The sequence below is a fragment of the Corallococcus sp. AB030 genome (assembly GCF_003668965.1).
GTDB classification, from domain to species: Bacteria; Myxococcota; Myxococcia; order Myxococcales; family Myxococcaceae; genus Corallococcus; species Corallococcus exiguus.
The window spans coordinates 1-19,313 of the sequence record NZ_RAWQ01000083.1; the positions used below are offsets into that span (position 1 = coordinate 1).

General features: G+C 71.2%; 15 protein-coding genes. 2 read left to right on the plus strand and 13 right to left on the minus strand.

Translation table 11 applies throughout. From position 1 onward, the window contains the following. The coding region (locus D7Y15_RS20360; protein WP_148712820.1) for a CPBP family intramembrane glutamic endopeptidase at window positions 1–473 on the plus strand (473 nt) is incomplete at its 5' end. A gap of 27 nt (window positions 474–500) precedes the next feature. Here D7Y15_RS20360 and D7Y15_RS20365 read toward each other — a convergent pair. The 9 genes from D7Y15_RS20365 to D7Y15_RS20405 form a co-directional block, all read right to left on the minus strand. Beyond that, complete coding sequence (locus D7Y15_RS20365; RefSeq protein WP_121753645.1) at window positions 501–1,466, minus strand: hypothetical protein; 966 nt, start codon at window positions 1,464–1,466, stop codon at window positions 501–503. Window positions 1,467–1,531: 65 nt separating this feature from the next. Further along, window positions 1,532–2,329 (minus strand): ABC transporter ATP-binding protein, encoded by a 798-nt coding sequence (locus D7Y15_RS20370; RefSeq protein ID WP_121753646.1) that lies wholly within the window; start codon window positions 2,327–2,329, stop codon window positions 1,532–1,534. A 44-nt stretch (window positions 2,330–2,373) separates the two neighbouring features. Further along, a complete protein-coding gene (locus D7Y15_RS20375) occupies window positions 2,374–5,253 on the minus strand; it encodes a CHAT domain-containing protein (RefSeq protein ID WP_199745955.1) in 2,880 nt (959 codons plus the stop codon). A 1-nt stretch (window position 5,254) separates the two neighbouring features. Next, window positions 5,255–5,767: a hypothetical protein gene (locus tag D7Y15_RS20380; protein ID WP_148712821.1), complete on the minus strand. Its 513-nt coding sequence runs from the start codon at window positions 5,765–5,767 to the stop codon at window positions 5,255–5,257. Window positions 5,768–5,821: 54 nt separating this feature from the next. Next, entirely contained in the window at window positions 5,822–6,553 is a 732-nt protein-coding gene (locus tag D7Y15_RS20385; RefSeq protein WP_121753648.1) for a hypothetical protein, read from the minus strand. Next, window positions 6,550–7,095, minus strand: coding sequence for an RNA polymerase sigma factor (locus D7Y15_RS20390; RefSeq protein WP_121753649.1), 546 nt, complete (start codon window positions 7,093–7,095; stop codon window positions 6,550–6,552). The genes D7Y15_RS20385 and D7Y15_RS20390 overlap by 4 nt, the downstream gene beginning before the upstream one ends. Before the next feature lie 125 nt (window positions 7,096–7,220). After that, window positions 7,221–9,143 (minus strand): M23 family metallopeptidase, encoded by a 1,923-nt coding sequence (locus tag D7Y15_RS20395; protein WP_121753650.1) that lies wholly within the window; start codon window positions 9,141–9,143, stop codon window positions 7,221–7,223. Window positions 9,144–9,263: 120 nt separating this feature from the next. Further along, window positions 9,264–10,505, minus strand: coding sequence for a GAF domain-containing sensor histidine kinase (locus D7Y15_RS20400; RefSeq protein ID WP_121753651.1), 1,242 nt, complete (start codon window positions 10,503–10,505; stop codon window positions 9,264–9,266). Between the two features lie 109 nt (window positions 10,506–10,614). Further along, complete coding sequence (locus D7Y15_RS20405; protein ID WP_121753652.1) at window positions 10,615–11,361, minus strand: SDR family oxidoreductase; 747 nt, start codon at window positions 11,359–11,361, stop codon at window positions 10,615–10,617. A 122-nt stretch (window positions 11,362–11,483) separates the two neighbouring features. On the opposite strand from D7Y15_RS20405, the gene D7Y15_RS20410 reads away from it, so the two are divergent. Next, window positions 11,484–12,374 (plus strand): LysR family transcriptional regulator, encoded by an 891-nt coding sequence (locus D7Y15_RS20410; RefSeq protein ID WP_121753653.1) that lies wholly within the window; start codon window positions 11,484–11,486, stop codon window positions 12,372–12,374. 12 nt (window positions 12,375–12,386) lie between these two features. Here D7Y15_RS20410 and D7Y15_RS20415 read toward each other — a convergent pair whose 3' ends face one another. The 4 genes from D7Y15_RS20415 to D7Y15_RS20430 all read right to left on the minus strand — a co-directional run bounded on the left by D7Y15_RS20415 (window position 12,387) and on the right by D7Y15_RS20430 (window position 19,242). Further along, window positions 12,387–12,959 (minus strand): glutathione S-transferase family protein, encoded by a 573-nt coding sequence (locus tag D7Y15_RS20415; RefSeq protein ID WP_121753654.1) that lies wholly within the window; start codon window positions 12,957–12,959, stop codon window positions 12,387–12,389. A gap of 87 nt (window positions 12,960–13,046) precedes the next feature. Beyond that, window positions 13,047–14,534, minus strand: a complete 1,488-nt coding sequence (locus D7Y15_RS20420; protein ID WP_121753655.1) for a serine hydrolase — start codon at window positions 14,532–14,534, stop codon at window positions 13,047–13,049. 73 nt (window positions 14,535–14,607) lie between these two features. Next, window positions 14,608–17,223: a magnesium-translocating P-type ATPase gene (gene mgtA / locus D7Y15_RS20425; RefSeq protein ID WP_121753656.1), complete on the minus strand. Its 2,616-nt coding sequence runs from the start codon at window positions 17,221–17,223 to the stop codon at window positions 14,608–14,610. Between the two features lie 84 nt (window positions 17,224–17,307). Continuing rightward, on the minus strand, window positions 17,308–19,242 hold the full coding sequence (locus D7Y15_RS20430; RefSeq protein ID WP_121753657.1) for a penicillin-binding transpeptidase domain-containing protein: 1,935 nt from the start codon (window positions 19,240–19,242) through the stop codon (window positions 17,308–17,310). Window positions 19,243–19,313: the final 71 nt, after the last annotated feature.

Below are 19,313 nucleotides of genomic sequence, written 5' to 3' on the forward strand. Positions count from 1 at the left end.
GGGTGCTGGTGGGCACGTACGTGGTGCACCTGGCGGCGTCGGTGCCACTGGCGGCGGTCGCGGTGGCGTTGAAGCTGGCGGGCGCGGAGCTGGCGGCGCGCAAGGGCGTGGCGGCGGCGCTGCTGGACACGGGACTGAGCATCCCGGCGTTCGCGGCCATCATGGTGGTGGTGACGGGCTTCGAGGAGTTCGTCTTCCGAGGCTTCCTGGTGCCTCGGCTGAAGGTGGTGCTGGGAGGCTGGGTGCCGGCCATCCTGGGTGCCGCGGTGCTCTTCTCCGTGGGGCACTTCTACGAGGGCACGCTGGCCGTCTTCCAGACGTTCGTGATGGGCGCCTGGTTCGGCTTCGTCCTCTGGTACCGGGGACGGCTGCTGCCGCTCATCGTGGCGCACGCGGCCTTCAACACCATCAGCTTCGCGCTGATGCTGTGGCTGTCGCGCTCGGGCTTCCTGGAGAAGCTGCCGCCCCTCTGATGCGAGGAGCGGCGCATGTGCAATTGATTACGCCAGCGCTCCGGGCATCAGCTCGGACGCCAGCTCCCTTACGAGCCTCAGGGCCACGTCCGCGGAGGGCAGCCCGGAGTGGCGAGCCACTGCGTCCGGCAGGTGGCTGGCCGCTGCGTCCTGCTCCAGTTCGCGCCAGGCTTCGCGGCGGGCCGCGTTCACTCGCTCGCGGGCGGCCGGGGACAGTTGATCCAGCGCCCACACGTCGATGGCCCAGGACAGCTCCGCGTGCCTCAGTTCATCCGGGGCGATGGTGCCCAGGGACTCGCGCACCTGCGCGTCCTCCGCGCTCCGGGCCTGCCAACCCGCCAGCAGCGCGCCGTAGGTCTCCCGCACGCAGCCCTCCACAGCGTTCTCGATGGCGAGCGACTCCAGTGACCGGGCCCGGAAAGGCTCCACCTTCAGCTCCGGCATCGGGGCTCCGTGACGGCGGGCCAGCGACTCCATCGCTTCCGCGTGACGGACCTCGTCCTTCGCTGAACGCCTGGCGGCCCGCACCAGGTGCTCCGGGGCCCCGTGCACGGCCAGCTCGTCCGCGAGCCTTTCGAAGGCCGGCACGGACGCGGCCTCCAGGTGCGCCATCCTCGCGAAGAGCGCTCCCAGCGCGGGCGTCTCCGAAGCCACCGCGCCGTCGCTGCACAGTCCTTCCGGCCTCCGGCCCTCGCAGAGAAAGTGGGCCTCGCAGCTCACCTGTTCGATGACGCCGCCGTCCTCCCCCACCTCGGTCCCCTGGACGCGAGCACAGGGCGTCCTGGCCCCGAGCGCCTCGCACAACTCCTCACAGGAGGTGTCCTGCGTGGGGACGCTCCCGTCACGCAGGGTGGCGGGAAGTGGGAAGGTCTGCTGCTCCCAGTTCTCATCCGAATCACAGCCCCACGTCGAGGAGCACCCCAACCCCAACGTGGCGACGGGCGCGAGCAACCACAGACGCTTGAACACGGGACGCAACTTGCCGCGGGACATGCGGACTCCTGCTTCCATCACGAACCCGCCGGCCCTCGGGCTCCCGCAGCATACTTGAATCCTTGTCAGGCCTGCGGTGTCTGGGTCTGCGCGGAGCGCCGCCGCAGCCAGTTGCGCAGGAAGGCCTTCACCTCCGGGTGCTGCGACTGACGGAAGTGGTCCGGCGGGCCGTACTCCACCACTCGGCCCTCGTGCATCAGCGCCAGGTTGTCCGCCGTCCCGAAGGCGGAGGCCACGTCCGGCGTAATCACCAGCGACGTGGCGCCCAGCTGCTGCTTGCCCGTGGTGATGATCTCATTCACCGCCGCAGTGGTGAGCGGATCCAGACCCGCCGTGGGGTCGTCGTAGAGCAGGATTTTCGGCTGGAGGATGGTCGCGCGCGCGAAGCCCACGCGCTTCTGCATGCCGCCGGACAGCTCTCCCGGGAAGCGCGTGGCCGCGTGCGACAGGCCTACCTTCCCCAGCGTCTCGTTCACTGTCTTGGTGATGTCCGGCTCGGACATCTTCGTGCGCTCGCGCAGCGGGAACGCCACGTTGTCGAAGACGTTCAGCGAGTCGAACAGCGCGTTCGCCTGGAAGAGGATGCCCAGCTTGCGGCGCATCTGGTTGAGCTTGGGCTCGTCCATCTTCGCCACCTCCTCGCCCTCCACCAACACCACGCCCCGGTCCGGACGGATCAGGCCCATGATGTGCTTCATCAGCACCGTCTTGCCGGAACCGGACACGCCCATCAGCACGCAGGTCGTGCCCTCCGGCACCACCAGGTCCACGCCCCGGAGCGCGGGCTGCCCGCCAAACGACTTGTGCAGGTCCCGCACCTCGAGGGTCAGCTTCGGCGCCGGCTCACGGCTCGCGTCACTCATCGCTCTGGAACCCTACCGCGCACGCCCCGCCGGCTGCTCCGGATTCACGCTTGCCCGCTCCCCCGCTTCCGGCGCGCACGGCGCATCCCGAGGCCCCACAGCCCCAGCGCCAGCAGGCCCGTACCCGCGGACACCCCCAGGAAGACACTTCGCCCCAGGCCCCCGGCGGCGGGCCTCACCGGCACCAGCGCCGCGTCCCCCATCACCCCCAGCCCGGCCCACATGGCCGCGGGCTCGCCGTCCTCCCAGGCCTCGCGCTGGGCTTCTCTCAGCGCCGACGCCGCGCTCTGTCCCTCCGCCAGGTGCCGGTAGTAGCGCTCCAGCAACTCCGCGGCCTCCGCGTCACGCATGGGCCACAGGCTGGCCACCACGGCTCGCGCTCCCGACTCGAAGAAGGCCCTCGCGAGGCTCAGCACGCCTTCTCCCGCGAGCAGCGCGCCAGAGGCTCCCCGGCAGCTGGAGAGCACCACCAGCGTGTCCCGCAGCCGCAGTTCCGTGATCTCCCGGGGCTGGAGCAGGCCGTCCTCCCCCGCCGAGCCCGGAGCCAGCACCAGGGCGGAGCGCTCGGGGGACTCGACGTCCACGACCGCGTGCGCGGCCACGTGGAGGATGCGCACCGCGTCCCAACGGGACGCCTTGAGGGCCTGCTCGGACGCTTCAGCGCCCATGAGCAGCCGGGGCTTCACGGCCGTGTCCTCCAGGGCCTCGCTCACGGTGCGGCCCTCGCGCCGCGCCTCCGGAAGCGCGCCCAGGTTCGCCGTCTCCAGGAACACGCCGCCCCTCGCGGAGGCCACTTGCGTGCCCTGAAGGGTGCCGCCCCGGTCGGGATCCGCCAGGACCAGGGCCTCGCCCTCGGGGGGCCTCGCGGGCTGCTCGCGCCAGTAGTGGAGCAGGCTCGCGGAGGGTACCCGCGCCAGTTCATACCGGGCCATCAACGGTGGGCCGTCCGCGTGCTCCCGCAGCGCGGCGAACGGCAGGTCGTGCAGCGGACCATCCGGCACCAGCAGCAGGCGCGACACCTTCGGGGGAAGGTCTCGCAGCGCCGGGGCGAGCAGCTGTGCGTAGAGCGCCGCGGCGGCACCTGCCTCCGAACCATCGCGGCGCTCGATGAGGCCCGACAGGAGCGCCACCGCGGGGCGCAGCCGTGCTCTCTCCGGGATGCGGTACGCGTGCGTGCCCTCTCGGGTCACCGCCAGCATCCACGCGCCGCCCGCGCGCTCACCCTGGAGGTCATGGTCCGTGCCCGCGAGGAAGACGAGCAGGGCCTCCTCCTCGCCCAGGCGCTGCTCGGTCGCGGCGAGCGACGCGAATGACAGCTCCGTGCGCTGGGTCGCGGGTCGCAGCTCGCGCTCCCGACGCTCCAACTCCTGGAGTTCACCCAGCAGCCGCGTTCGCTCGGACGCGGAAAGCGCGGGGTCCAGCAGCCCCCGCTGAATGACGGACAGGCTCCGCAGCACGCCGTCCCTCGCCTCCCGTTGCTCTGGTGGCTCCTCTTGCGCCGGGAGCGCGCGGGAGGCCACCAGGGCCTCGAACAACGTCCTCGCGCGCAGGCGCTCACTCACCGCGAAGGCTCGCTCCAGGGCCTCGCGGGGCGGCACGGCGGAGGTCTCTCCGGCCTCCAGGGTGCGGCCCGCGAGCCGGTGGTAGTCGCTGGCCCAGTTGGAGAAGAGCTCGGCCTGGCTGGAGGCGTCCCGCTGCCACTGGCGCAGCACCTCCACCGCGTCGAGCGCGCGCTCCGCCTCTCCCAGGGCCTCTGGCAACGGACGCGTGCGGAAGGCCACCATCGACCGGGCACGCCACGCGGAGGCGAGATAGAGCGGGTTGTCATGCTCGGCGGCCAGTGACAGGGCCTCGTCCACGTCGCGCCACGCGGCGGCCGCATCCACCGCCGAGCGGCGTTCGGCGCGCGTCCACAGACAGGAGATGCGCCGCTCGGGCAGGCCCGTCTCCCGGGCGATGTCGATGCAGCGGCGCAGGGCGTCCTCCGCTTCGTTCCGCGCCTCCAACCCGTCGCCCAGCAGCTCCGCCACGAGGCGCAGCGACATCGCCTCGAAGGCCTTGCTGCCCGCGCGCTCGGAGGTCGCGAGCGCCTCCCGCGCGAGCCGCAACAGCTCCGGCCGGCCCCCCGGTTCGGGACGCTCCTCCTGCCGCTGCCAGGCGAGGTTCGCGAGCGCGAAACGGACACGCGCCTCCGTGCCCGCGTCCTTCGTGCGGTCCGCCAGCTCCGCGAGCCGCGCGAAGATGTCCAGCGCCTCGTCGAAGCGGCCCAGGTTCACGCTCACCGTGGCCAGGGGGCTGAGCAGCTGCTTCTTCATGCCGTCCGTGCCATCCGGGAACGTCAGGGCCTCCGCGCGCTTGAGCAGGCGGTAGGCGCGGCCCAGGTCCTGGCCCAGGTCGGACAGCTCCGCCGCCTCCAGGATGAGCGCGCGCACCTCCAGCTTCGGATCCCCGGAGGCCCGCGCCACCTCGCCCACCCGCCGGACCCACTGGTGCGCCTCCTCCGTCTGGCCGCGCATCCCCAGCACGCTGCGCAGGTTGATGCCGGCCAGCACCTCGCCCTCCGCGTTCCCCTGGCTCCGGAAGGCGAGGGCCGCACGGAGGTATGACGCCTCAGCCAGGGCCGGCTCGGAGAGCAGCTCCATGTGGCCGAGCACCAGCGTGAGCCAGGGACGGTCCGGGTGCCGCGCGATGAGGCCCTGGAGCCTGCGCCGGGCCTCGTCGCGCCCTTGGAGCCCCTGGGCGTTCCGGAAGAAGCACATGGCCGCGTCGGAGCCCTCGGGCTGAGCGTCGAAGGCCTCCTCGCACCGGGCGAGCGCGGAGGGCTCCACGGGGGCGGCGGCCCGCGCGGGGGCGACCAGGGCCAGCCCCACCCCCAGGGTGAAGCCGCCCAGTCGCCCCACGCGCTGTCGCCGCCCTCCGGTCACATCAGGTCTCCACGGTCTCCACCCAGCATTTCCCCATGGTGACAGGCTCCGGCATGGTTGTGATGGGGTCCTTGGCGGGGAACTCGCAGACGAGCTTCGTGGGCGGCGGCGGCGGATCACCCAGCCCTTCCCGCTCGATGGCCAGGACACCGGCGGAAAGCTGCTCGGCCTCCGGCGGCAGGATGAGCTGCGCGCGGACCCCGGCGGAAGAAGGCGCCCTCGCGCTCACCCACAGAGGCGCCGCCGGGCTCACGATTCCCGTGACGGTCGCGAGCACGGCGCCGTGTTCGTCCAGGATGCGCAGGGTCATGGGCACCGGGGCCCCCCTGCGCAGGGCGACCGCGTCCACCACGGAGGCCACCACCGTGTCATGCGTGGCCCCCACCAGCGGATCCGTGGTCACGACCAGGCGGACCTGCGTGGGAGCGGCCTGCGCCGCGACCGCGACGCCCCACAGCAGCGCCATCGCCACCAGCGCACGCACCCATCCCCTACCAACATTGATTGCCTTCATACGTCCCCCTCTGCTTGTCATTGAGCCACCGGCCTGGCCCAAGCGTTGCGGCACTCACCGCAACCGGTTCACGAACGTACTGCCGCGCTGGACGCTTCCATCCGGAAGCCGCGCTTCCACCTGCCACAGGACGCGCGCTCCGGAGGGCAACTCCGCGAGCACGTCCACCGGCACCGTGTATTCGCGCGACTCCAGCCGCTCCGCGCGATGGAACACCTTCAAATCCTCCGACGACACCTGCACGTTCCAGGACACAGCCTGGGGCACTCCGCTCCAGCGGAGCACGAACTGTTCGCGAGGCAGCGCGGTGGCCTCCGGCACCTGCGAGGCGATGGCCTCCGCCGCACCACCGCGGATCCGCGTCGGGTCCACTTGCGCCTGCTGCTGCCGCACCACCACGACCGCGCCCACCAGGACCACCACCGTCGCGGCCATCGCCGCCATCGCCTGCCGCCCCTGCCAGAAGCGCCGGGCGGTCAGGGACACCACCTTCGCGGGAGCCTCCACGCCTGTCGCGGGCACCACCGCCGGAGCCCCCCGCTCCGCCTCCGCCGCCGCCTGCGACATCGCCTTCGCCAACCGCCACGCCTGCGCCCACGCGGGATCCGCCGCGACGCGCTCGATGACCGCCCGGCGCTCCTCCACCGGCAGCTCCTGCCTCACCGCGCGCCAGACGAGGTCCGCGTCCACCGGCTCCCCTGCCGCGTCATCCTCGCGCAGCGCCGTGCGCAGCCGCTCCACGCCCTCGGCATCCAGCGTGTCATCCTCGGGACGGCGTTCGCTCACGGCTGGATTCCCTTCATGGAGAGACAGGCTCGCAGCGCGCTCAGCCCCCGGTAGATGAGGTTCTCCGTCCGCTTGGCCTCCCACCCCAGCAGCTCCGCGGCCTCCGGGACGGTGTGTCCTTGCAGGTGCAGCGTCACGGCGAGGCGGCGGTCCTGCACCAGCCCCTGAAGACAATCACGCACGGCCCGCGCAATCTGCGAGGCCCCGGCCGCCCGCTCCGGGTCTCCCGGCGCCACGGGTTGGGCGGGCCCCTGCTCCACCTCCTCCAACGCCACCTCCTTGCGCGCCCCCATCCGGCGAAGCTCGTCGATGAGCGTCGTGTACGCCACCCGGTACAGGTACGCGGGGGTCAGCTCCGCCTGGCCCTGGGTGCGCCCGCGCAGCTCCACCACCTTCATCATCGCGACCTGCAACAGGTCCTCCCGCCGGTCCGCGAGCGACGCGGGACAGACGCTCGCGAGCGCCCGGCCCAGGTCACGCCGCAGCGTCTCCAACCCGGCATCCGGGGATGCACCCGCCCATGGGCCGTGTCGCAACTCCAAGATGCCTCCCCTCGCGAAAACGGGTGCCGAGCGTCATTCGAACGCATCATCGGCGGCAAGGAGAAGCCGGGCAATCCGTGAAAATTCCCCCAGAGCCCAGAGGCTCCGGGGAAGACATTCGCGCGCTACTGGAGATTCGCGTCCCAGGCAATCAGACGCAGGTCCCCGCCCCCCGTGCCCGTCGTCAGGCGCACGGCGGTGATGACGAAGCGAGCGCCCACATAGGTGGAGGTGGTGGCCAGGCCCGACACGATGGCGCCCGCGCGCTCCTTGCCGGTGCGGTGCACCTTGCCGTCCGCGTCCACGTCCCAGGTGTAGACGCGCAGGTTGCCCGTGGTGTCCCGCACCGGGGTGACCACGTGCGCTCCCTTCACGCGCGCCGCGCTCAAGTCGAGGATGGCCTCGCCGTCCTCGTGGTCACGCCGCAACAGCTGTCCGGACGCCGTGACGTCGAAGGAGATGTTGCGCAGCACGCCGTTGGTCAGGCGCGTGCTGGCCACCACCATGTCGCGCACGCTGTTGCCAATCGTGACGGTGCTCATGGCCACGTCCGTCACCGCGCCCGCCAGATAGGAGCCCCGCTGGATGACGAGGTTCTGCGGGGTGATTTCCCACGCCGTCAGGCTCAGGTTGCCCGCGGGCGTGCGCACCGCCGTGACGACGCCGGTGAAGCGGCCCGCATCCCCGGCGACGCGGCCGTTGAGGATGGGCGTCATGGCCACCTTCGTCGCCTCCTCGCCGAAGCCGTTGCCCCTGCGGGTCACCGTGTCCAGCGTCGCGGACGTCTCCCAGGTGCTGACCTTGAGGTGGCCCGTGGAGTCGCGGAAGGCGCTCACCACGCCCAGCCCCTCCGGGAGGGCCGCGACGTTGATCTCCGTCGCGTTCGCGTCGCCGCCCGCCTCGCCCTTGCGCTCGAACGAGCCGTTCGTCGCGACCCGCCAGGCGATGAGCTTGAGCTTCCCATCCCCGTCACGCAGCGCCGTCACCACGTCGCGGGTGGTGCTGCTGTGAGGGTGGGCCATGGCGATGGAGCTGGCCGCGCCCGCGGAGGCGTCATGCAGCTTCGTGAAGGTGCCGTCCCCCGCCAGCTGCCACGAGCCCAGCGCCAGCCGCCCCGTCACGTCCCGCGTGGCCGTCACCACCATGCCGCCCGAGGCCGCCGTCGCCACCTCCAGCACCGGGTCCCCGGTGATGTCGCCCCGGCGCAACAGCGGATCCGGGTGGATGGCCTGGGGGAACAGGTCGAGCGCCTCGTTCTGGAGCGGGACGAAGTCGAGCGACGAGTCGTAGTTCACCGCGCCGTCCTTCTGCCACGCCTGCGAATAGGGCAGCGGCAGGGACGTGCCCACCGTCGTCGCGCCCGTCATCGGCTGCAGGTGCACGTGCAGGTGGGGATGCGCCGAGGCGCCGGAGCTGCCCACGCGGCCCACGAACTGCCCGCGCTTCACGCGCACCCGCTGCGCCGCGGGGACAATCACTTCCCGGGGCAGGTCCCCCACGCGGTCCTCCGCGTCCGCCACGTAGGTGGCGTTGAAGGGGCAGAGCTCCTCCGGGACGCTCCCGGGCTGCAGGTGCGCGTAGAGGATGATCTTCCCGTCGTCCGTGCGGATGTTCACGTGGTTGCCCGAGCGCGGGATGCGCAGCGGGTTGGAGGTACGGCCCGGGTGGGGCACGTCGTCACCGCCGTACACCATCGGCTTGAGGCCCTCCGGGGCGTTGCGCCAACAGGTGAGCACCTCGCCATCCGCGATGGCGGTGACGGGCAGCCCGTAGATGACCCAGTCGGAGTTCTTCGGGTCAGCCGCGTAGTCCGCGAAGGGAATCTTCACGCGGGTGAAGCGCTTCTCGTCGTCGTCGAAGCGCACGGCGTGCAGGTCACGGTTGTGGGTGCCGCCGTGGTCATTGATGATCCACCAGTGGCTGCCCTCGGGGAGGTCCGCGCTGCTGCCGGGAAAGGCATACGTCTGCGCGGTCGCGCTGAGGCCCAGGGTGGTGAAGGCCACTGCGGTGAGCCGGGCCACGGAACGAAGGCGTGGGGACGGTGACATGGGGTTGCTCCTGATGGGTGGCGCCCGGCGGCCGTGATGGCCCTCCGGTTTCGCGCCTGCCCCCACCCAACGGAAATGCCCCTTTTTTCCCCTCACCCCCGCCGCGCGAGTCCTCTCCGCCTACCCGGCCACCACCGGCAGCGACAGTCCGAAGCACGTGCCGGTCCGGGACGTGGAGACCACCTCCAGGGTGCCGCCATGCGCCTCCGCGATGCGCCGCGCGAGGTACAGGCCGATGCCCAGCCCCTTGGAGCCGGGCCCCCGCGTGAAGCGCTCGAAGAGCGTGGGCAGTTGTTCGGACGGAATGCCCGTCCCCTGGTCGCGCACCGTCACGCGCACCCACGGCCCTTCCGGACGCGGCTGCAATTGCAGGCGGATGTCCACGGGCCGCCCTGGCGGCGAGTGCTTGAGCGCGTTCGCCACCAGGTTCTCCAGCACCTGCCGCACGCGGTCTGGATCCGCGACCGTCACCAGCTCCTCGGGCCCCTCGAAGTGCACCGGGCGCTCGGGCGTGCTCGCGGTCGCGACCAACTCCCGCACCAGCCCCGTCAGGTCCACCGGCTGGGGACGCAGGCTGAAGAGGCCCTGGTCCAGGCGTCCCACGTCCATCAGGTCGTTGATGAGCCGGGTGAGGGAGCGCAGCGACGCGGCCGCGCCCGTCGCGTCCCGCAGGTCCTCCGGCGCTTGATTTCGCGCGGCGCGACGCTGGATGAGCTGGATGCGGGCCTGGAGCGGCAGCAGGTGGTTGGCCATGTCGTGCGCGAGCACGGTGATGAGTTCCTCGGCCGCCTTGCGGCGGGCCTGCTTCACCGCCAGCATCGTCAGCTCCTGCACCAGCTCCACGCGGTGGGCCACCATGCCCACCCAGCGCGCCACGGCCTGCAGGAAGCGCAGGTCATGGGGGGTGAAGAAGTCACTCTGGGCCGACGTCACGGCGAGGACGCCCCGCGTCTCCATGCCGATGGGCAGCGGCACCATCAGGGAGGAGCGCACCCCCAGCCGGTGCTTGATGCCGGGGAGCTCGTTCGGATCCTCCTCCGCGCGGCCGGTCATGAAGGGGGTCTCCGTCTCGTACACCTGGACCGCGCGCCCGCCATTGGCCAGCGGCATCCGGTCCAAGCCCAACGATTTCTGCAGGAGGGCCATGGGCGTCTGGCTCGTGCCCACCGCGACGAGGCTCTGGCTGCTCTGCTCGAAGAGGAAGACGTCCACCTTGTCGGCGTTCAGCAACTCCGAAACGAGCTGGCCCGCCCTGTCCAGCGTGGGACGCAGCTCGGCCACGGGGAGGGCCAGCAGTTGCTCCAGCGCCCGCAGCCGGGAGTCCTCCCATCCACCGTCTGTCCCTGATTTCGTGTCGCTCACGAGGCAACGGTGGGGACGCCCGCAGCCTGGAGCCACCCGCCGACGTGAGCATCACCTCTGGAGCGCGCGCCCCATGGGCCGCCCGGTCCCCTGCCCGCACGTCAGGCGTTCAGACCATGCCACCGTTGGCGCGGAGGACCTGTCCGTTGATCCAACCACCCTCCGGCCCCGCGAGGAATGCGACGGACGCGGCGATGTCCTCCGGCGTGCCCAGCCGCTCCAGGGGGTTCAGCTTCGCCATGCGCTCCACCAACTCCGGGGACTTGCCGTCCAGAAACAGCTCGGTGGCGGTGGGTCCGGGCGCCACGCAGTTGACGGTGATGTTCCGGCCGCGCAGCTCCTTGGAGAGGACGGCGCTCATCGTCTCCACGGCGGCCTTGGTGGCCGAGTAGACGCCGTAGTTCTCCATCCGCAGGCCAATGACGCTGGTGGAGAAGTTGATGACGCGCCCCCCGTCGCGCAGGCGGCGCGCGGCTTCACGCAGGCCGTTGAACGTGCCCTTGATGTTGACGGCCACGTGCTGATCAAACAGCGCGTCGTCGAAGTCCGCGAAGCGCACGAACTTCCCGATGCCGGCGTTGTTCACCAGCACGTCCACGCCGCCGAACGCTGCTTCCGCCGCGTCGAACATCCGGGGGAAGGCGGTGGGGTCCGCGACATCCGCCTGGAGGCTCAGGGCCCGGCCTCCCGCCGCCTCAATCCTGCGCACCGCGGCCTCCGCCGCGTCGCGGTGCCCCGCGTAGTTGACGATGACGTTGAAGCCGTCACGAGCGAGCCGCTCCGCCACCGCGGCGCCGATGCCGCGCGAGCCGCCCGTCACGAGGGCCGTCTTCTTCTGCAAGGTCTGGGTCGTCATGGGGTCTTCTCCTCTGTGGTCCGCCGACGTCCGCGCTCGGGCATCAGGTGAGGACAAGATGGACCTTTCCGCATCGCGGATAATCGGCTTTGTTCCGGCATCACTGTTCGACAGGGCGGACAATGGACCGGTTCGACGCCATGAAGGCCTTCACGCGCATCGTGGAGCGCCGGAGCTTCACGCAGGCCGCGAAGGACCTGGGGCTGCCGCGCTCGTCGGTGACGGACGCGGTGAAGCAGTTGGAGGAGCGGCTGGGCGTGCGCCTGCTCCAGCGCACCACGCGGCACGTGAGCCCCACGCTGGACGGCGAGGCGTACTACCAGCGCTGCGTGTCCCTGCTGGCGGACCTGGAGGAGGCGGACGCGGCGTTCGTGGGCGGACAGCCGAAGGGGCTCGTGCGAGTGGACGTGCAGGGGACGCTGGCGCGCAGGGTCGTGCTGCCCCGGCTGCCGGAGTTCCTGGAGCGCTACCCGGGCATCGAGCTCTACATGAGCGAAGGCGACCGGCTGGTGGACCTGGTGCGCGAGGGCGTGGACTGCGTGCTGCGCGCCGGTGAGCCCAAGGACAGCGACATGGTGGCCCGCAGGGTGGCGCTGCTGGAGGAGGTGACGTGCGCGTCCCCGGCCTACCTGGCGCGGCACGGCGTGCCGGAGAGTGTCGAGGCGCTCCAGCACGGGCACCGCATGGTGGGCTTCCGCTCGTCGCTGACGGGGAGCCTGATTCCTCTGGAGTTCACGGTGGGCGGCGAGGTGCGCCACGTCGTGCTGCCCACCACGATGTCCGTGAACGGCGCGGAGACCTTCGTCGCCGCCGCGCGACTGGGGCTGGGCCTCATCCAGGCGCCGCGCTACCGACTGGAGGAGGACTTCGGGCGAGGCACGCTGGTGCCCGTACTGCCCCAGCACCCACCGACGCCCACGCCCGTGTCCCTGATGTACCCACGCAACCGGCAGCTGTCCCCGCGCGTGCGCGTCTTCATCGACTGGCTCACGCAGGGCTTCACCGCGCCCTGAAGCGCGGAGCGCTCAGCGCAGCTTCATGCACTTGGGACGCGCGAGCAGCCGGTCCACGTAGGCCTCCAGCTTCGGCCGTCCCGTCGAACCTCCCAGCATGCGCTGGTAGATGAACATGGAGCCGATCATCACGTCCGCGGCGGTGAACCAGTCGCCGAACAGGTAGGGGCCGTCTCCCAGCTCGCGCTCCACGGCGTCCAGCGCCTGCGGGTACTCCGTCCACCCGCGCTGCGGCGGCGTGGGGGCCTGGGCCATGTGGTCGCCCATGGACGGCTCCAGCTGCGACGTCGAGTACACCATCAGCGACAGGTACCGGCCGCGCTCGGGCGCATCCACCTTGGGCGCCAGCTTCGCCTGCGGGTACTTGTCCGCGATGTAGAGACAGAGGGCGGCGTTCTCGAACACGCGCGCATCTCCGTCCACCAGCGCGGGCAGCTTGCCGGCGGGGTTCACCTGGAGGAACTCCGGCGACTTCTGCTCCCGCTTCTCCAGGTCGATGGGCACGATTTCGTACTCGACCCCCGCCTCGTCGAGCATCCACTTGCCAATGACCGCCCGGCTGCGCGGATTGAAATAGAGCTTCATGCAGGCACCTTTCGTGAGCACCACGTTGGACCGCCCCCCGGGCACAACGCCCGTGGCGCGGACCGCATTCGCTCACATCTGGTGCCGCTAGGGGGCTGCCTTTGTCGCGGGCGGCCCGGACTGTTCGCCCAGCTTCTGAAGCGCGCCCGCCGCGTTGGTGTTCTTGGGGTCCAGCTCCACCGCCTTGCGGTAGTTCACTCGCGCCTGCTCCTTGTCGCCGACGGCGAGGTACGCCTCACCCAGGCTGTCGTAGCCGTTGCCCATCTGGGGGAACATCTCCACGTTGAGCTTGAAGACTTCAACGGCGTCCGCCGCGCGGCCCTTCCGGAGCAGCTGGTAGCCCAGGCTGTTGAGCTGATCATCGGAGAAGTCATACGCGTCCGGCTTCGTGGCCTTCAGCTCGCGGTAGCGCGCGACGGTCTTCGCGACGGGCTCCTTGTCGACCGTCATGCTCAGCATCTCCCGGATGCCCAACCGGGGCGCCTTGGGCGGGATGCCGTGGAGCACGCTGAAGAGGCCGGCGGCCAGCGGCTTGAGCTTGTCGCCGCGCGACGTGTTGTCCAGGAGGATGACCACCTCCTTACTCGCCGGCACGCGGAAGATGCGCGTGCTGAACCCGTTGATGCCGCCGCTGTGGTTGATGGTGGCGAGCTCCGTCTTGCCGTCGTCCAGCTTCAGCGGGTCCATGGAGAACCCGAAGCCGTAGTTCTCCAGGCCGGGCGTGAACATCTTCTGCTTCAGGGCCTCCGGCAGCAGCTTGTTCTCGTAGAGCGCGCGGTCCCAGCGGTAGAGGTCCTCCACCGTCGAGTACAGCGCCCCGGCGGCGTACGGCAGGGACATGTCCAGGTAGGAGGCGTTGACGTAGCCGTCCGGCCCGAGCTCGTAGCCGCTGGCGCGCTTGGGCAGCACCGTGGAGGAGACGTCGTAGCCGGAGTCCTTCATGCCCAGCGGCGTGAAGATGCGCTCCTGCACCGCCTGCGCGTACGTCTTGCCGGTGACGCGCTCGATGATGGCGCCCAGCAGGAAGTAGCCGGAGTTGCTGTAGGCGAACTTCGAGCCGGGCTCGAACTCCAGGTCACCGCTGGCGAACCGCTTCACGAAGTCCGCGACGGAGTACGGGTTGCGCGACTCCTTGGCGAAGAAGTCCGGCAGGCTCGTGTAGTTGGGGATGCCGGACGTGTGGTTGAGCAGCTGGGTGACGGTGATGCGCGAGCCCGTGTCCTTGCGGTAGTCCGGCAGGGCCGACACCAGCGTGTCGTCGAGCTTCAGCTTCCCCTCCGAGACCAGCTGGAGGATGACCATCGCGGTGAACTGCTTCGTCACGGACGCGAGGCGGAACTTCGTGTCCGGCGTGTTGGGCACGTTCCATTCGAAGTTGGCCTGGCCATAGGCCTTCTTCAGGACGACGCCCTTCTCGTTGGCGACGAGCGCCACGCCGTTGAACTGGCGCAGCTGGTGGTACTGCGTCAGCAACGTGTCCAGCTCCTGCTGCCGCGTCGCGGCACCCGCGGCGACAGGGACGAACAGCAAGGCCACGGCCAGCACGCTCAGCAGGCGCAACGGGTTCCAGGTCATTCGGTCTCTCCCACGCATGAGCCTACAGACGTCCCGTTGGCGGGACGATTGCATCCTTTCGCGAGGGGGCGCGTCAGGCGGTGTCGAAGCGGCGGAAGAACCAGCGGTTGAGCACCACCGCGCAGCCCAGGTACAGCGCCACCAGCGAGCCCAGCGACGCGAGGATGGCGGGCGGCGGCGGCACGAAGCCGAGGTAGTTCCCCAGCGGCGTGAAGGGCAGCACGCAGGCCACCGCCACCACGCCCAGCGACGACAGCACCAGGAGCCGCGCGGGGGGACTGCGCGCCGCGCCGCCCCGGGTGCGGATGATGAAGATGACCAGCACCTGCGTGGTCAGTGACTCCATGAACCAGCCCGTCTGGAAGAGCGGCGCGTCGGCGTGGAAGCCGTGCAGCAGCACCGTGAAGGTGGCCGCGTCGAAGAGCGAGCTGAGCGTGCCGAACACCGCCATGTAGAGGCGCACGAAGCGCATGTCCCAGCGAGGGGGCCGCGCGAGCTGCTCCGCGTCCACCGTGTCCAGCGGGATGGCCAGCTCCGACACGTCGTACAGCATGTTGTTGAGGAGGATCTGGATGGGCAGCATGGGCAGGAACGGCAGCACCAGCGACGCCAGGGCCATGCTCAACATGTTGCCGAAGTTGGAGCTGGTCCCCATGCGGATGTACTTCATGACGTTGCCGAAGGTGCGCCTCCCCTCCAGGACGCCGTCGTGCAGGACGCCCAGCTCCGGGCGCAGCAGCAGGAGCGCCGCGGCCTCCCGCGCGACGTCCACCGCGCCCGAGACGGAGATGCCCACATCCGCCTCGTGCAGCGAAGGCGCGTCGTTGATGCCGTCCCCCAGGTAGCCCACCACGTGGCCGCGCTGTCTCAGCGCGCGCAGGATGCGGCTCTTCTGCGAAGGGGACACGCGAGCGAAGACGGTGGTGTCCTCCGCCCGCGCGCGCAGGCCCGGGTCGTCCAGCAGGGCCAGCTCCGCGCCGGTGAGCACGCCCCGCACCTCCAGCCCCAGCTCCTGGCAGACGTGCACCGCCACCCGCGCGTTGTCGCCCGTCACCACCTTGACCTCGATGCCCGCCTCGCCCAGCGCCGCCAGCGCGGGCCGGGCGCTCTGCTTGGGCGGATCCAGGAAGGAGGCGAAGCCCGCGAAGACGAGGTCCGTCTCATCCTCCGGGGACAGCGGCCCGTCCTGTGACGGGACGTCGCGCCAGGCGAGGCCCAGCACCCGGAAGCCCTGCTCGCTCAAGGCATCGGCGCGGACTTGCAGGCACTCCCGCGCGTCCGCGTCCAGGGCCTGCGCCGTCCCGTCCGCCGCCTCGAGCGATTCGCATCGGGACAGCAGGGCCTCCGGCGCGCCCTTCACCACCAGGACGCGGCGGCCGTCCTTCTCCAGCAGCACGGACACGCGGCGGCGCTCGAAGTCGAAGGGCAGCTCGTCCTGCTTCCGCCAGCCCTGCGTGCACTCCACGCGCCGGGCCAGGATGGCCTCGTCCATGGGGCTGCGCAGGCCGGTGGCGAAGTGGCTGTTGAGGAAGGCCCACGCGAGGGTGTGCTCGCTGTGCTGGGCGGTGGCGTCCTCGGTGCGCTCCAGCCGGATGTTCGCCTCCGTGAGCGTGCCTGTCTTGTCGGTGCACAGCACGTCCATGCAGCCCAGGTCGTGCACCGCGCTCAGCCGCTTGACGATGACGTCCTGGTCCGCGAGCCGCAGGGCGCCCCGGGCGAGCGTCACCGAGACCACCATGGGCAGCAGCTCCGGCGTGAGCCCCACCGCCAGGGCCATGGCGAAGAGGAAGGACTCCAGCAGCGGACGCTCCAGGGTCAGGTTCACCAGGAGCACGAACAGCACCATCAGGACCGTGAGCCGCATCAGCATCACGGAGAAGCGGCGCGTGTCCCGTTCGAAGGCGGTGGAGGCGACGGGCGCGTCCAGTCCCCGGGCGATGCCGCCGACCTCGGTGTCACGGCCGGTGGCGAACACGAGCGCGCGGGCCGTGCCTCCCAGCACCGACGTGCCGGCGAAGACGGTGTTGCCCACCTCCGCGAGCGGTGCGTCCGCGGACGCGAGGCCCGGCACCTTCTCCACCGGGTAGGGCTCGCCGGTGAGCAGCGACTCGTTCACGGACAGCGCATGTGACTCGATGAGACGTGCGTCCGCGGGCACGCGGCTGCCGGTGGCCAGCAGGACCACGTCCCCGGGGACAAGCTCCGTGGCGGGCCGCACCTGCTCCACGCCGTCACGCAGCACCCGGGCACGCAGGGCCACGGCGCCACGCAGGCGCTCCGCCGCGTTGCTGGCGCGGTGCTCCTGGACGAAGTCCAGCGTCACGCTGATCAACACGATGACGGCGATGATGGCGGAGCTGGTCAGGTCGTGGACGAAGGCCGAGATGCCGCACGCCACCAGCAGCACCAGCACCAGCGGGTTGCCCAGCCGCAGCAGCAGTTCCAGCGGGAGCGGCCGGCGGCGCCGGGACTCCAGCGCATTGGGGCCCAGGGACTCGAGCCGCGTCCCGGCTTCCTGCGGGGTCAGTCCTTGAGAGGTGCTGCCCAGCCGGGCGAGGAGGGACTCCACCGGCTCGCTCCAGGCGGGTGGCCCTTCGCGCTTCGGTGCCGGCCTCCGCCGCGCGCCGGAGTGGCGCGGGCGGTGCGCCACGGGCTCGGCGCCCTGGCCGCTCGAGCGTTCGGCGCCCATCCTCGCAACGTGGACAGTGTCCTCCGGGGTGACCAGCCGCCAGCGAGGAGAGGAGCGCGGCGCTCGGAGGGACGGCCCCGTGCGCTAGCTGGAGCCGTCGTTCTTGCTGAAGGAGATGACCGAGGCCGCGTCCAGCGCCTGGAGGAAGCGGATGGCGAGCGGCAGCGCGACACGGCCTCCCACGCCGCCGCCCTCCACGAACACCGCGAAGCCGATGCCGTCGCGCACGCCGACGAACCACGCATGGGTTTCAGGCGGCACGGACGTGCCGAACTCCGCCGTGCCCGTCTTGCCCATGAGGCCTGGGATGCTGGCGGCGGACTTCGCCGTGCCGTCCGTCACCACCGCGCGCATCAGGTCGCGGAGCATGGCCGTCGTGCCCGGATTCAGCCGCGACTCCGGGCCGGGCTCCGCGTCCACGAGCAGGCGCGGCGCGTGCCAGACGCCGGTGGCCGCCGCCGCCGCGACGGTGGCCATGTGCAGCGGCGTGACCAGGACGCGGCCCTGGCCCATGGCGTCCGCCGCGCGCTCGGCGTCGTCTTTCGGCGGAGGGAAGGTGGCGCCCGGTGACGGCAGCCCCACGTCGTAGTTCACCCCGAAGCCGAAGCGCCGGGCCGCGTCCTCCAACGCGCGCGGGTCCAGCTTCGCGGAGAGTTGGATGAACGTCGTGTTGCACGACAGCGCGAACGTCCGTCGCAACGTGGTGACGCCCAGCACCTCGGATTCGAAGTTGCGGAAGCGCTTGCGGCCCACCGTCACCTCCAGGGGACAGTCGACGCGCGAGTCCGGCTTCAGGCCGCTTTCGAGCAGCGCCGTGGCCGTCACCAGCTTGAACGTGGAGGCCGGGGGATAGCGCCCCATCAGCGCGCGGTGCCACCCTTCTCCGAGGGGCCGGCTGGCCACCGCCAGCACCTTGCCCGTGGCCGTGTCCACCGCGACCAGCGCGGCGGGCTGGGTGACGTCCATGAGCGCGGCCTCCGCCGCCGACTGCACGTCCATTCGCAACGTGGTGCGGACATCGCGTCCCGGCTCACCGTCGAAGCGGTACAGCAGCTCGCTGCCGCCAGAACGGCGCTGGAGCCGCACCTCGCCGGAGGGACGTCCCGCCAGCGTCCGTTCCTGCGCGCGCTCCAGGCCGGACAGCCCCACCACGTCGCCCGGCTGGTAGGGCTGGCCCAACGACTGGAGCGCCTCCGCCGTGATGTCCCCGACCCGTCCCAGCGTGTGCGCGGCGAAGCCCTCCGCGGGGGTGAGGCGCGCGGGCCTCTTGCGGAAGAAGATGCCGGGCACCGGCGCGAGCACGGGGCGAATCTGCTGGTATCGCTCCAGGCGCACGTCGATGAACGCGATGAACTGCTCGGGCTGCGCGCTCGCGGCGTTCAGCGCGGCGAGCACCTTCGCGGGGTCCACGCCGAGCTGCGACTGGAGCACGCTGGCCACGGCCGCGCGGTCCTTCACCCGGCCCGGCATCACGCCAATGCGAATCACCTCTCCCGGCAGGGTGAGCGGATCCCCATTCGCATCGAGCAACCCGGCGCGAGGGCCCCAGCTCCGCGCGCGGCCGAAGCGGTCCCCGTGCCGCATGTCGGGATGGAACACCTCCGGCGTCCAGCGCAGGCTCCAGCGATTGCTCCGGAGCACGAAGCGCAGACGGGACTCGACCTCCCAGTCACCCAGCCCACGCAGCGTGTGCACGCCGCGGAACCTCACCACCGCCGTGGTGGCGTCCTGGGACTCGAGCACCACCTGGTCGAAGCGCGAGGCGATGACGCCCAGGTCCTGCCTCCAGCGCGCGTGCTGCGCGTCGAAGTCCTGGGGCGCGTCCACGAGCCCCTGGCGCTGCGCGGCCACGTCGTTGCGCGCCCAGGCGTCCAGGTACCGCGAGGCCAGGTCCTCGGCGCCTCCGCGCACCACGGCGGGCGTGGCGGGCGCGGCGGGCTTCGTGGCTCGCGGCGCGCACGCGGGAAGCAGCAACAGGAGGCAGAGCCCCGCCCAGGAAATGAACGCCCGTCCGTACACGCGCCCCCCTCTACCGCGCCCTCTTCGCCGAAGCGAACATCCGGCGGTCGTCGTCTCCACCTGGACCGGCT